Consider the following 13783-nt stretch of genomic DNA (forward strand, 5'->3'; position numbering starts at 1 on the left):
CGATGTCGTCACAGTCGGAAACGCACGACCACCTGAGCGACAAGCATTTCGCCGCCATTGCCGGGGTCATCGAGGGTTGCGTCGGCATCAAACTGCCGCTGACCAAGCGCACTATGGTCGAAGGCCGGCTGCGCAAGCGCGTTCGCGCGCTGCGTCTGCGCGACCTGACGGCCTATTGCAACATGCTCTTCAAGGAGGACGGCCTCGAAGCCGAGCTCGTCCACCTGATCGACTGCGTCACCACCAACAAGACCGACTTCTTCCGCGAGCCGAGCCATTTCGAGTTCCTGCGCGACGTCGCCGTGCCGGAGCTCGCCCAGATCCAGGGCGCGAAGCAGCTTTCGCTCAAGGTCTGGAGTTCCGCCTGCTCGACAGGGGCGGAAGCCTATACCATCGCCATGGTGCTGCAGGATCTCGTCAACAGCGGGCAGAAGCTGCGCTTCTCGATCCTCGGCACCGACATCTCGACCGAGGTGCTGCGCGATGCCCGCGCCGCGATTTATCCGCGCGACTTCGTCGCTCCCGTGCCGGCCTCGATGCAGCAGCGCTACCTGATGCGCTCCCGCAACCCGCGCGAGGATGTCGTCCGCGTCGCGCCGGAGCTGCGCCGCATGGTGCATTTCGAGCGTCTCAACCTGATGGACGAAAGCTACCCGTTCGATCGCGACGTCGACGTCATCTTCTGCCGCAACGTGCTGATCTATTTCGACCGGCCGACACAGCAGGCCGTCATCGACCGTCTGCTCTCGCATCTGCGGCCGGGCGGCTATCTGATGCTGGGGCATTCGGAATCGATGGCCGGCAGCGGCGTGACCGGCCTGACCTCGATCGCCCCCACCATCTACCAGGCCACACCGGTTCCGAGACGGAGGGCTGCCGCATGACCCGCAAGCCGATCCGCGTCCTGATCGTCGACGATTCCGCCTCGGTCCGCCAGGTGCTGAGCTCGATCCTCGGCGACGATCCGGGCATTGAGGTCATGGGCACGGCAGCCGATGCCTTCGCCGCCGCCCGCCGCCTGCAGAACGAACTGCCCGACGTCATGATCCTCGACATCGAGATGCCGGGCATGGACGGGCTGACGTTCCTGCGCAAGATCATGGCGCAGCGGCCGATTCCCGTGATCATCTGCTCCACGCTGACGGAAGCGGGCTCGCGCGCCCTGTTCGACGCGCTGGAGGCCGGCGCTGTCGATGTCCTGCCGAAGCCGCGCATCGACACGCGCAATGCCCTGATCGAGACCGCCGACCGGCTGCGCCACGCCGTCCGTGCGGCCGCCCAGGCCAAGCTGCGGCCGCGCGAGCCGCGGATGCAGGTCGAGAAGAAGCTGACGGCGGACGTCATCATGCCGCCGCCGGTTCTGCGCCGCGTGCGCACCGACACGGAACGCATCGTCTGCATCGGCATCTCGACGGGCGGCACCGAGACCCTGCGCGACATTCTGGAGCGGCTCCCGGCCAACTGCCCCGGCATGGCCGTCGTCCAGCACATGCCGGAGAAGTTCACCCTGGCCTTCGCCAAGCGGCTGAACAGCATCTGCGCCATGGAGATCAAGGAAGCCGAGGATGGCGACGAGGTCACCACCGGCCGCGTCCTGATCGCCCCCGGCAACCGCCACATGCTGCTCCAGCGCGCTGGCACGCAGTATCGCGTGGCGATCAAGGACGGCCCGCCGGTCTCGCGCCATCGCCCCTCCGTCGACGTGCTGTTCCGCTCCGCCGCGCAATATGCCGGCGCCAATGCGCTGGGCATCATCATGACAGGCATGGGCGACGACGGTGCCCGCGGCCTGCTGGAGATGCGCAAGGCCGGCGCCAGCACCATCGCGCAGGATGAGGATAGCTGCGTCGTCTTCGGCATGCCCAAGGAAGCGATCGACTGCGGCGCCGCCCAGAAGATCGTCAGCCTGGCGCGGATGCCGCAGGAAATCCTCGCCTGGCCCCATTCCCCCGAGACAGCCCGCAGCGCGTGAAAGGCTGGATGATGAGCACGTCCGACGAGATGTTGGAGCGGCTGGATGGATCGCTGACCGAGAGCGCCCGGCAGATCGACCGAACCTTTGCGGAGGTCGGCGACCGACTGGGCCGCGGACTCGCGATCTTCGATTCGCTCAACCAGAGCCTGACCGCGCTCTCCGGCGAGCTCGCCGGCGGCGACATGGAGGAGACTCGCGGCGCCCTGCTCGGCCTGGCCGGCGATCTGCGCGCGCTGAGCGAGGGATTGCCGCGCGAGACGCGCACGCTGCAGGACATCGCCTCACACAGCGAGATCGCCTCGCATGCGCTCGAACGCCTGCTCGAGCATATGCGGCTGATCGCCGTCCTCGCCCGCAGCGCCCGCATCGAGGCCGTGGCGGTCCAGTCCAGCCAGCGCGACTTCGGCGATTTCACCAACGAGATCGTCGCCTTGACCGACAAGGCCAAGCGCATGGTCGAGGACTGCGCTCGCGACCACCAGCATCTGAGCGACCTGCTGCGGTCGGCACTCGGCCGCCAGAGCAGCTTCGAAGCCCAGTATACCGGCGTGCTGCAGGCGCTCGCCGACAAGCTCGAAGGCTCGCTGGACCATCTGGCGCAGCGCAGCCACCGCAGCGCCGCCCTGACCAAGGACGCCGCCGCCCATTCCGGCAAGATCTCCATGGCCGTCGGCAGCGCGATCATCGCCCTGCAATCGGGGGACGGCATCAGGCAGCGGCTCGAGCATTCGCTCGCGGCGCTGCGCCTGGCAGGCGACCCGCGCGACGCAGACAATGGGCTGTCCGAGGAGGATAAGGCCGCGCTCACCGCCGTGCTGAAGCATCTCCAGGCGGCGCAGCTTCGCGAGACGGCCTCCGTCCTGAAGACCGACATCAGGCCGATCGACGCCACCCTTCGCGTACTGGCCGACGACACCGCCAAGATGCTCGATCTCGGCCGGGCGCTCTATGGCGGCGAGGACAGGTCCTCCTCCTCCTTCCTCGGCGACCTGGAGACCGAGCTCACCGAGGCGACCGAACTGATCCACAAATGTGACGCGGCCCGTGGCGTGGTGGAGCAGGTCACGACGGCGCTCGCCGGGCTGCTCGACCAGTTCGAGCGGGCGGTCGACGCCCTCGCCGACATCGTCCGCGACATCGTGCTGATCGGCATGAACGCCGGCCTGCGCGCCGCCCGCGTCGGCTCGGCCGGACGCGGCCTCGTCGTCATCGCACAGGAGCTTAAGGCGGCCGCCGACGCGATCGCCCGCGACGCCGACAAGCTGACTCCCGCCTTCACGGCGATGCAGCAATCCTCGGCCACGCTGAAGCAGCGCGACGGGCGCGGCTCGGCCGAGCTGACGGCGTTCTCGCAGACCATGCGCCAATCGCTGGAGCAGATGGGCGAGAGCGGCATGCGGCTCGGCAGGACGCTGGACCAGCTCGCCAGCGACGGCGCCGAGTTCGGCTCGATCATCGACGCGGCGCAGCTGATGTTCTCCAACGCCGCCACGACCGGCGAGGTCATCGCGGGTGCTGCCGAGATGCTGGACCGGGCGGAGCCGGCGCGCCCGCTATTGGCCAGGGCCGATGGCGGAAAGGTCGCGGCGCTGCTGCAGGGCCGGATCTGGCCGAGCTACACCATGGCAGCCGAGCGCACGATCCACACCGCCGTGCTGAGCGATTGCGGGATCGCGGCTGAGGCCCCCGCGCCGGCCGCCGTTGCCGTCGTCGAGGCGGACGCACTGGACGACATCCTGTTCTGAGCAGGCAGGCGGCGGGTCGAACCTCCGCCTGTTCCAGGCAAAGGCGGCTCATCCCGGCCGCAGCGAAGCGAAGAGCCGGGATCCATGCCTGAACGGGGGCCGCAGGAACTCCGGTCTTCTTCGCCCGTATCCGGCCCCCGCTGCCGCGCTCCTGGCGCGCCTGCGGCTGCCAAAGGCCCGCGTGAGCTGATATGATCGGTCTGTGACACCGCGCACAGCGTTCGGGATCGATCATGGCTTCCACACGGCCGGACATGATCGGGATTTTCGCATACATCTGGAAACGGAGCAGGCGCGAGCAGATCGCCATCCTCGCGATCGTCTGCCTGTCTTTCCCCTTCTATTACGCGTCCCTCGAGCTTCCCAAATACATCATCTCCGATGCGCTGCAGGGCCGCGCCTTCCCGGACGGGCAGGAGACCGCCCGGCTTTTCCGCGTCGCGCTGAACCTTCCGGAAGCGCTCGGCGGGCCGCGGATTCTCTTCGATGGCGTGTGGCTCGGTCGGCTCCCCTACCTCTTCGCCCTGTCGGGGCTCTTCCTGCTGCTCGTTCTCGTCAACGGCCTGTTCAAATACCTGGTCAACATGCGCAAGGGCGCGCTCGGCGAGCGGCTGCTGCAGCGCCTGCGCTTCGACCTGTTCTCGGCGCTTCTCGCCTCCGGCCCCGAGACGCTCCAGAGGATCAAGCCCTCCGAAGCCGCCACCGTCATCAAGGACGAGGTCGAGCCCATCGGCGGCTTCGTCGGGGATGCCTTCGTCCAGCCCGTCTTCCTGGGTGGGCAGGCGCTGACCGCGCTCACATTCATCCTGGTGCAGAATGTCGCGCTCGGCATGATCGCGCTCGGCATGATCCTGCTCCAGGCCGTGGTGATCCCGCGGCTGCGGCGCGAGCAAATTCGCCTCGGGCGGCAGCGCCAGATCGCTTCCCGCGCCTTGGCCGGCAAGATCGGCGAGATCGTCGAGAGCGTCGGCGAGATCGCCAATCACGGCACCTCCGCCGTCGAGAAGAGCCAGGTGGCGGAGCGGCTGGAGCAGCTCTTCGGCATCCGCTACCGCCTCTACCGACGCAAATTCGCGATCAAGGCGCTCAACAACCTGCTGGCGCAGTTCACGCCCTTCCTGTTCTACGCGGCCGGAGGCTATCTCGCCCTCACCGGCCGGCTCGACATCGGCCAGCTCGTCGCAGTCATCGCCGCCTATCGCGACCTGCCCCCGCCGATCAAGGAGCTGATCGACTGGGACCAGCAGCGCCTCGATGTCGAGGTCAAGTTCCAGCAGGTGGTCGAGCATTTCGGGCTGGAGGGTGCCCCCGCCGACGGCGCTGCTTCCGGCGATGACGACAAGCCCATCTGCGATGCGGCGGGCATCGTCGGCCAGACGCTCACGGTGGTGAACGCGGCCGGCGACCGCGTGCTCGACCGGGTCAGCCTCTCCCTGCCTCTGCAGCGGCACACGGCGCTTTCCGGCGGGCCGAGCGAAGGCGCAAGCGTCCTCGCCAGGCTGCTGGGCGGCAGGCTCAGCCCCAGCGAAGGGACGCTGACAGTCGGCGGGCTGCCGCTCGCCGCGCTCGCGCCCGGGATGCGCGGGCGCCTGATCGCCTATGCCGGGCCGGAGCCGGTCATCCTCGACGGCAGCCTACGCGACAACATCCTCTACAGCCTGCGCCGGCCGGATGCGGCGAGCCCATCCGGCTGGAGGATCGACTACGCCCGGGCGCAGGTCACGGACGAGGCCGGGCTCGACCGCAGGCTCATCGAGATGCTGAAGATCGTGGGGCTTGCCGATGCCGTCTTCCGCTTCGGCCTGACCGGAAGGCCACCCGGTGACACCGGAGCGCCCCTCGCGCTGATGACGCAGATTTCCGAACTGCGCGTCCGCATCCGCAAGAGGTTGGCCGCCCGCGGCGGCGAAGCCGCGCTCGAGCCTTACGATCCGGACCGCTACGCCAGCAACGCCACGATCGGCGAGAACATCCTCTTCGGCGTGCCGAGCGATCCTGCCCTGGTCGGCGCGCGGCTCGCCGGCCATTGGCCCACACGGCGCATCCTGTCCGAATTCGACCTCAACGAAGCGCTGACCGGTCTCGGGCGGCGCATGGCCGCGACCATGCTCGAGATCTTCCGCGACCTCGCGCCGGGCCACGCGCTGTTCGAGCGCTTCTCCTTCGTCGCCGCCGAGGAGTTCGGGGATTATCGCGAAGCGCTCGGCCGGCTCGATGCCGGCACGGGCAACGAGGACGATCGCACACGGCTGATCGGGCTCGCGCTGCTCTATGTCGAGCCGCGCCATCGCCTCGGCCTGCTGGATGCGGCGCTGGAGGCGCGCCTTCTGGAGGCGCGAGGCGCCTTTCGCCAATGGGCGGCGTCGAGCGTCGCGCAACCCGTCGCTTTCTACGACCCGCAGCTTTATTGCCCGGCGGCTCCGCTGCGGGACAACCTCCTCTTCGGGCTGGTCGCGCACGACGCCACGGACGAGGCCATCCGCGACACGCTCGCCGAAGCCGATCTCGACCGCGATATCTACCACTGGGGCCTCGAACAGCCGGCCGGCCATGCGGGGCGCCGGCTCTTTCCGGCCGTGAAGGCTCAGCTCGCCCTCGCCCGCTGCCTTATCAAGCAGCCCCGCATGCTGATCCTCGACAATGCGCTCGGCGCCTTCGGCCGCGCCGAGGCGCGCCAGATCCTCGACCGCATTCGTGCGTTCATGGCAGGCAGGACGTTGATCGTCGCGGGAAGCGACGTCGGCCCCGACGGCTACGACCTCCATATCGCCTTCGACGGAGCGAAGCTGGCTGCGGTACAGGATGCGTCGAGCATGGCGCTGGTCCGGGACGACACCGCCCGCGAGGAGGCGGCGCCGGATCGTGAGGAGCTGCGCGCCTTGCGGGCGGTCCCCATCTTCGGCGACCTCGACACAGCTCATCTCAAGCTCATCGCCTTCACCAGCGAGCGCGTCGCCTTCGCCGCGGGCGATGCGCTGTTCCGACAGGGCGACGAGCCGGATGCCGCTTATGTGCTGCTGTCGGGAACCGCCGACGTCACCGTCGAGACCGACGGGGAGCCGGCGCTGCGCATGTCAGGCGTCGGCCGCAACGCCATCGTCGGCGAGATGGGGATCGTCACGGGCGATCCCCGCTCGGCGACCATCGTCGCAACCTCGCCCATCGTGGCGCTGAAGCTGCGCAAGGAGATTTTCCTGGCGCTGCTCGCCGAAGTCCCGCCCCTGGCGCTCTCGGTCATGCGGCTGATGGCCAGGCGCCTGCAGGGCAATCTGGCGATGATCAGCCAGCGCGACCGCGACGAAACCGGCGGGCTGCAATAGAGCATTTTCGAGCGAAGTAGGCCCCGGTTTGCGTGAAGAAAATGCGGTAAACGAGCTGACTTCTTCTCAAACCTCGATGGTGTCGCCGGGCCGAAGATCGGTGACGAGGTTCGGGATGTCGTTTGCCAGGCTCCGCAAGGTCACCGCATCGCAGGAATGGGCGAGCACGCGGCCGGCCCCGCTGGCGGCGGCGATGGCGGCGTTCTCCGGCAGTGTCGGGTGGGTGGGGAAGCGCAGCCAATCGGCCTTGCCCGCTGCGTGCAGGGCGTGGGCCGGGCTGCCCTTGGGAACATGGCCGGTGAGCAGGACCGGATGACCCTCGCGCCCGGCCTGGGCGAGCGTGGCTTTCGAGGGGCCGGCAAGGCCCATGCCGTCGTCGCAGATCAGAGCGGCCGGCGGCAGCTTCTGCCTCTCCTCCCAGAGCGTCGCGTCGGCGAGGCGCGCCGACAGCATCCCGGCCATGCCGGGCTTCAGCCAGTCGCGAGCTGCGATCTGCCTGGCGAGAGCCTCCCGCATCGAGGGATGGATCGCGACGGGTCCGTCGATCAAGCCAAGCAGCTCGATCGAGCGGCCTGAGAGCGGAGCGGGCAGCACCGCGCCCTGTGGATGCCGGCCGAGCCAGTCCATGATGGCGGCGCTGCGCGCGGCGGCCGGAACCTCGTCCGCACCATAGGAAGCGTCGACCAGCAGCAGGTCGCAAGGCGGCATCGGGTCCATTGCGAAGGCGGTGCTTTCCGGCACGACGTCCCCGCAATAGCCGAGGCTGCGGCCGCCCGCCGTGAGATGACACCAGACCCCGCCCACGACATGGCCGCTGCGCCCGGTGCGGATGGCGAGCGGGCCGACGGCGAAATCCCGGCCGGGCACGATAATCTCGACGGGGGCCGCCTGCGCCAGCGCGCGCTCCGGTGGCGTCGCATAGGCCGCGAGCGTCGCATCGGCGTCGGCCGCGGTCTCCGCCGTCATCAGGATGCGGCCGGCAAAGCCGTTGGCGAAGCACCAGCCGAGCGCCGCGACATGGTCCTCATGGGCGTGGGTCACGATGATCGCATCGACCAGCGCAAGTTCCGCCGGCGTGATCGCGGGATAGTAGCAGGGCCCTAGCGGCGCGCTGGTATCGACGCCGACATCGAGCAGAAGCCGCGTCCCTTCTTCCGAGACCGCGAGGCAGGTGCGGCCCTTCTCGCCGACGCCGCCATGGATGGTCAGTTTCATGCGACCCGTCTCATGCCGGCGGCAGTCATCGTCCGAGCTCTTCCGTTACCTGACTGGCGAAGAGAACATGGCTCGCCTTCTGTCAAGCGCACGGGCAGGCAGGTCGGTTGCTCCGGGAGTAAGGAGCCGGCGATCTCAGGGGGCCTCGATCCGCGCCAGCCGCCGGATATCGTCGAGATCGTGGATGCGCAGGCGGCCGCGGCCGAGCGTCAGGATGCCGTCGCGCTTCCACAATTGGAGCTGGCGGTTCACCGTCTCGCGCGTGACCCCGGTGAGCGAAGCGAGCTCCTCCTGGGAGGCATGTACCTCCGTGCCGTAATCGGTCGCGAGCGTCAGGATGCGCCGCGCAAGCCGCGTCTCGGCCGGTAGGAACGTCGTCTCCTCCATGCGCTCGATGACGTCCCGCAGCCGCGCGCAGAGCAGCTCGATCACCTGAAGCGCGATCGAAGGTTCGCGGGCGAGCAGGCCGAGGAAAGCGCGCCGCGGGAGGAACAGCAGGTCGACGCCCTCCATCGCCACGGCGTCGGCGGTCCGCGAGCGGCCGTCGAGCAGCGCGATCTCGCCGAAGACGTCCCCGGCGCCCAGCACGTTCATCGTCATCGCCTGCCCGAGATCGTCGGTCGTCCCGATGCGGATCAGCCCCCGCCGGATGGCGTAGAGCCCGTCGCTCGGATCCCCCTTGAAGAACAGGGGCTCGCGCGGCGACAGGTGCCGCTCCCGGCAGATGCCGGCGATCATCGTCAGCGTCTCCGGGGCGAGACCCGCGAAAAACGGGTTCGCGGACAAAAGGCGGGCAGTGTGGCGCAGGCCTTCATTCATTCGCGACCTCGGCTTCAGGGTCTTGGGCAGCCTTCGTCTTCGCAAGTCTTCGCGGCAAGTCTTCGCGGCGCGGCCGCGAGCGAGTGACCCAACGCACAGAACACAACTGCGGAAGGGCAGAGAAAGCGATCCTCCGAACCGCAGGGCTTCCTCTCCGTCAGAAGGGAAGCCGATCAGAACAGGGAAGCCTTACCGTGGGCAACACTCTGGATCATCGTCGCATCGCTTCGAACCTAGCAGTTACGGCATCGCTGCGCGAGACGGGCGCGCGCCCCTTCGTCGGCCGCGCGTCGCATGCAATGGGGGGCCTGCGCGGCTGGTTGACCCAGCGCTTCCGGAGCCGGCGGGCGGGCTTCCGCTCCGCCTGCCCCGACGACCACACGCTCAACGACATCGGGCTGACGCGCATCGACATGCGCGACTGGGGTCCCTGAGCGCGAGAGCGGCGCCAGCAGCGCGCCCCTCGGATTTCAACCGGCTTCGGGCCGTCAGGATTCGAGGGGCGAGATGCAAAATCCTGAAAACTGGAGCAAACTATGAAGACCTTCGTGATCGAACGCGACATCCCCGGCGCCAGCCAGCTCACCGCCGCGGATCTGAAAGGCATCGCGACGAAATCCTGCGATGTCGTCGCGGGGCTGCGCGTGCCCTACAACTGGGTCGCCAGCTATGTCGCCGGCGACAAGATCTACTGCATCCACGAGGCGAACAGCGCCGAGGACATCTACCGCCATGCCCGCGAGGGCGGCTTCCCTGCCAATCGGGTGACGGAAGTCTCCGCCATCATCGGCCCGCAGACCGCCGCGACCTGACGGAACGCGCAAACGCCGCCGCCGGGATGCCATCCGTCCCGGCGGCGAAGGCGAAATGCGCGTCTCCGAACGACGCCCACCATGGACATTCGCTGGCGATCGTATTTTGATCGCGCCAAGACGTTGCCGGAGCGCCGCGACCATGGCACCGGGAAGCGAATGTTGCGGCGCCGGAACGGCGCCCATGGAGGAGCGATGACGCGCAAGATCTATGACGGCCCCGCAGCGGCGCTGGAGGGCCTGCTTTTCGACGGCATGACGATCATGTCCGGCGGCTTCGGCCTCTCGGGCAATCCCGAAAGCCTGATCCCCCAGATCCGCGACTCGGGCGTGAAGGACCTGACGGTCATCTCCAACAATGCCGGGGCCGACGGCTTTGGCCTGTGGATGCTGCTGCAGACGCGGCAGGTGAAGAAGATGATCGCGTCCTATGTCGGCGAGAACAAGCTGTTCGAGCAGCAGTATCTCGCCGGCGAGCTGGAGCTCGAACTCAACCCGCAGGGCACGCTGGCCGAGCGCATCCGCGCCGGCGGCGCCGGCATCCCGGCCTTCTACACCAAGACCGGCGTCGGCACCGTGGTCGCCGAGGGCAAGCCGGTCGAGGAGTTCGAGGGGCAGCTCTATGTCCGTGAGACCTGGCTCCGGGCCGATCTCGCCATCGTCAAGGCCTGGAAGGCCGACACCGCAGGCAACCTCGTCTATCGGCGCACGGCGCGCAACTTCAACCCGAACATGGCGACGGCCGGCAAGGTGACCGTCGCCGAGGTCGAGGAGATCGTGCCGGTCGGATCCTTCGATCCGGACATGATCCACACGCCCGGCATCTATGTCGATCGGATCATCAAGAGCACGATCAACGAGAAGCGCATCGAGAAGCTGACCGAGCGCAAGAGGGAGGCAGCCTGATGGCCTGGACTCGCGAAGAGGTCGCCGCGCGCGCGGCCAAGGAGCTGCAGGACGGCTTCTACGTCAATCTCGGCATCGGCATCCCGACGCTGGTGGCGAACTACATTCCCGACGGCGTCGACGTGACGCTGCAATCCGAGAACGGCCTGCTCGGCATCGGCCCCTTCCCCTATGAGGGCGAGGCCGATCCCGACCTGATCAATGCCGGCAAGCAGACCATCACGATCCTGCCGAGCTCGAGCGTCTTCTCATCGGCCGACTCCTTCGCGATGATCCGCGGCGGCCATATCGACCTGACCATCCTCGGCGCGATGGAGGTTTCGGCCAATGGCGACATCGCCAACTGGACGATCCCCGGCAAGATGGTGAAGGGCATGGGCGGCGCCATGGACCTCGTCGCCGGCGTCAAGAAGGTCATCGTCGTGATGGATCACGCCAACAAGGCGGGCGAATCCAAGGTGCTGGAGCGCTGCGCCCTGCCGCTCACCGGCGCGGGCGTCGTCGACCTGATCATCACCGATCTCTGCGTCTTCGACTGCGACAAGGTGAAGCGCGGGCTCACCCTGATCGAGCTCGCCCCCGGCGTCGATCTCGCGGAGGTCAAGGCCAAGACGGCCGCCGCCTTCGCCGTCGCGCCGAGCCTCGCCAAGGCCGCGTGAGCCAGCTCCTTCGTAGCCGGCCAGCAACGACCGATGCGATGCTGGCCGTCTTCGCGGACGAGGCCACGCTGCGGCACGCGCTCGCCTTCGAAGCCGGGCTCGCTCGCGCTCAAGCCGCGGAGGGCCTGATCGGAGCGCCGGAAGCAGAGATGATCGCGGCGCTTTGCGCCACGATCGGCATCGACCCGGCCGAGCTCGCAGATGAAGCCGCGCTCGCCGGCACGCTGGCGATCCCGCTGGTGGCGCGGCTGCGCGCCGCCCTGCCGGACGCGCCCGCGAAAGCTCTCCACAAGGGCGCGACCAGCCAGGACGTCGCCGACACGGTGCTCGCCTGCCAGATTCGAGCCGCCTTGCGCCTGCTCGACGCAGATCTCGAGCGCATCGCGACGGCGCTCGCCACACTCGCGCGACGCTATGCCACCACCCCTGCGACCGGGCGCACCCTGCTGCAGGACGCGCTGCCGATCGGCTTCGGCCTGCGTATCGCGCAATGGCATGCCGGCATCGCCGAGTCCGCGGCGCGGCTCGGCCGCGAAGTCGAAACCAGCGCGACGCTGCAATTCGGCGGCGCAGCCGGAACCCGCAGCGGACTGAACGGCAAGGCAACCGCCATCGCCTCCCGCCTCGCGGCCCTGCTCGGCCTCCCCGATGCCGCGCCCTGGCAGGGGCGTCGCGGCGGCATCGCCGGCATCGCGACGGCGCTCGCCATCCTGATCGGCTCGCTCGGCAAGATGGCGCGGGATGTCTCCCTGCTCGCCCAGAACGGCGTCGGTGAGGCCCGCGAACCCGCCATTCCCGGCCGAGGCGGCTCCTCCGCCATGGCTCATAAGCGCAACCCCACCGGCTGCCAGATCACCCTTTCGGCGGCTTTGCGCGCGCCCGGCCTCGTCGCCGGCATCCTCGCGGGGCTGCCTGCCGAGCAGGAGCGCGGCCTGGGTGGCTGGCAGGCCGAAGGCCCGGCGCTCGCCGATCTCTTCCTGCTCGCCGCCGGTGCGGCCGAGGCAATGGCGACGGTGGCGGAAGGGCTGGACATCGACGAGGCCGCGATAGCGCGCAACCTCGCGGCAGCCGACATCGGCACGGATATCGGCGAGAGCGCGGCCCTGGTCGCCGATCTTCTCGTCTTGAACGATTGAGGACAAGCCATGCCTTTTGCAGCAAGCAGTGGCGCCCGCATCTACTGGAAGCTGGACGGCGCCGAGGACAAGCCCGCCCTCGTCCTGCTGAATTCGATCGGCACGGACATGTCGCTCTGGGATGCGGCGATGCCCGGCCTCCTCGCCTCCTTCCGCACGCTACGCATCGACACGCGCGGCCACGGCGCCTCCGACGCGCCCGAGAGCGAATACACCCTGCCGATGCTCGCCGATGACGTCACCGCCGTCATGGACGCGGCCGGGATCGAGCGCGCGGCGATAGCCGGCGTCTCGCTCGGCGGCATGATCGCCATGGAGCTGGCGCTCGCGCGGCCGGAGCGTGTTTCGGCGATAGCCCTGATCTGCACCTCCGCGACCATGGACAAGACCGTCTGGCGCGACCGCATCGTGCAGGTCCTCTCCGGCGGCACCGCTTCCATTGCCGATGCCGCCCTGCAGCGTTTCCTGTCCCCGGCCTTCGCCGCCGGCCAGCCGGCCGTCGCAGCGAGCCTCAAGCGCAACCTGGTCGCACAATCGGCGCAGGGCTATGCGGGAGCCGGCGCCGCCATCCGCGACATGGACGTGATCGGCCGGCTTCCCGGCATCGCCTGCCCGGTGCTGGTCGTCACCGGCGAGCGCGACGTCTCGACGCCCCTTGCCGGCCATGGCGAGAAGCTGCTGGCCGCCATTCCCGGCGCGAGCCATGCCCATCTCGACAGCTCCCATCTTCCTCCCATCGAGGCTCCCGCCGCACTGGTCGGCGCGCTGCGCGGCTTCCTGTCGCCCGACCCGGACGCCAGCGATGCCGCGGAAGCCCTGTTCGAGGCCGGTCTGAAGAACCGCCGCCGCGTCCTGGGGGACGCCTGGGTCGATCGCTCTCTCGCCAACCGGACTCCGTTCAACGCCGAGTTCCAGGCGATGATCACGCGCATCGCCTGGCAGGAGATCTGGAGCCGGCCGGGCCTTGACGACCGGACGCGCCGCCTGCTGGTGCTCGCCATCACCGCGAGCCTCGGCCGCTGGGAGGAATTCCGCCTGCATGTCCGCGCCGGCTTGAGCCGCGGGGGCTTCACGCAGGACGACCTCAAGGAAGTGCTGATGCAGACGGCGATCTATGCCGGCGTACCGGCCGGCAATACCGCCTTCGCCGAGGCCGCGGCCGTTATGAAGGAGATCGAGGCCGCAGGCTGAGCGAT

Annotated in this window: 12 protein-coding genes; 10 read left to right on the plus strand and 2 right to left on the minus strand. The window is 68.7% G+C overall.

Translation table 11 applies throughout. From position 1 onward, the window contains the following. The first annotated feature begins 2 nt into the window (after positions 1–2). The 4 genes from BoBH3_RS03815 to BoBH3_RS03830 all read left to right on the plus strand — a co-directional run bounded on the left by BoBH3_RS03815 (position 3) and on the right by BoBH3_RS03830 (position 7040). Complete coding sequence (locus BoBH3_RS03815) at positions 3–884, plus strand: CheR family methyltransferase (RefSeq protein WP_262329675.1); 882 nt, start codon at positions 3–5, stop codon at positions 882–884. Further along, on the plus strand, positions 881–1972 hold the full coding sequence (locus BoBH3_RS03820; protein WP_262329411.1) for a protein-glutamate methylesterase/protein-glutamine glutaminase: 1092 nt from the start codon (positions 881–883) through the stop codon (positions 1970–1972). Before BoBH3_RS03815 ends, BoBH3_RS03820 begins: the two co-directional genes overlap by 4 nt. Positions 1973–1980: 8 nt before the next feature. Continuing rightward, entirely contained in the window at positions 1981–3720 is a 1740-nt protein-coding gene (locus tag BoBH3_RS03825) for a methyl-accepting chemotaxis domain-containing protein (protein ID WP_262329412.1), read from the plus strand. A 233-nt stretch (positions 3721–3953) separates the two neighbouring features. Then, the gene (locus BoBH3_RS03830; protein WP_262329413.1) at positions 3954–7040 is read left to right on the plus strand and encodes a cyclic nucleotide-binding domain-containing protein; all 3087 of its coding nucleotides are present in this window, start codon (positions 3954–3956) and stop codon (positions 7038–7040) included. 66 nt (positions 7041–7106) lie between these two features. Here the strand turns inward: BoBH3_RS03830 and BoBH3_RS03835 are convergent, their stop codons facing one another. Together BoBH3_RS03835 and BoBH3_RS03840 are read right to left on the minus strand one after the other, a co-directional pair. Next, positions 7107–8255 (minus strand): MBL fold metallo-hydrolase, encoded by a 1149-nt coding sequence (locus BoBH3_RS03835; protein ID WP_262329414.1) that lies wholly within the window; start codon positions 8253–8255, stop codon positions 7107–7109. 135 nt (positions 8256–8390) lie between these two features. Beyond that, a complete protein-coding gene (locus BoBH3_RS03840) occupies positions 8391–9074 on the minus strand; it encodes a Crp/Fnr family transcriptional regulator (RefSeq protein WP_262329415.1) in 684 nt (227 codons plus the stop codon). 194 nt (positions 9075–9268) lie between these two features. On the opposite strand from BoBH3_RS03840, the gene BoBH3_RS03845 reads away from it, so the two are divergent. The 6 genes from BoBH3_RS03845 to pcaDC all read left to right on the plus strand — a co-directional run bounded on the left by BoBH3_RS03845 (position 9269) and on the right by pcaDC (position 13778). Continuing rightward, positions 9269–9508, plus strand: coding sequence for a hypothetical protein (locus BoBH3_RS03845; RefSeq protein ID WP_262329416.1), 240 nt, complete (start codon positions 9269–9271; stop codon positions 9506–9508). A 102-nt stretch (positions 9509–9610) separates the two neighbouring features. Continuing rightward, positions 9611–9886, plus strand: a complete 276-nt coding sequence (locus BoBH3_RS03850; RefSeq protein ID WP_262329417.1) for a DUF4242 domain-containing protein — start codon at positions 9611–9613, stop codon at positions 9884–9886. Between the two features lie 195 nt (positions 9887–10081). Next, positions 10082–10792 (plus strand): CoA transferase subunit A, encoded by a 711-nt coding sequence (locus BoBH3_RS03855; protein WP_262329418.1) that lies wholly within the window; start codon positions 10082–10084, stop codon positions 10790–10792. Next, a complete protein-coding gene (locus tag BoBH3_RS03860; RefSeq protein ID WP_262329419.1) occupies positions 10792–11451 on the plus strand; it encodes a 3-oxoacid CoA-transferase subunit B in 660 nt (219 codons plus the stop codon). Before BoBH3_RS03855 ends, BoBH3_RS03860 begins: the two co-directional genes overlap by 1 nt. A 38-nt stretch (positions 11452–11489) precedes the next feature. After that, positions 11490–12587, plus strand: a complete 1098-nt coding sequence (locus tag BoBH3_RS03865; protein WP_262329420.1) for a lyase family protein — start codon at positions 11490–11492, stop codon at positions 12585–12587. A 9-nt stretch (positions 12588–12596) separates the two neighbouring features. Then, complete coding sequence (gene pcaDC / locus BoBH3_RS24475; protein ID WP_316045079.1) at positions 12597–13778, plus strand: bifunctional 3-oxoadipate enol-lactonase/4-carboxymuconolactone decarboxylase PcaDC; 1182 nt, start codon at positions 12597–12599, stop codon at positions 13776–13778. Positions 13779–13783: the final 5 nt, after the last annotated feature.

The organism is Allobosea sp. BH3 (assembly GCF_025499465.1).
GTDB lineage: Bacteria > Pseudomonadota > Alphaproteobacteria > Rhizobiales > Beijerinckiaceae > Allobosea.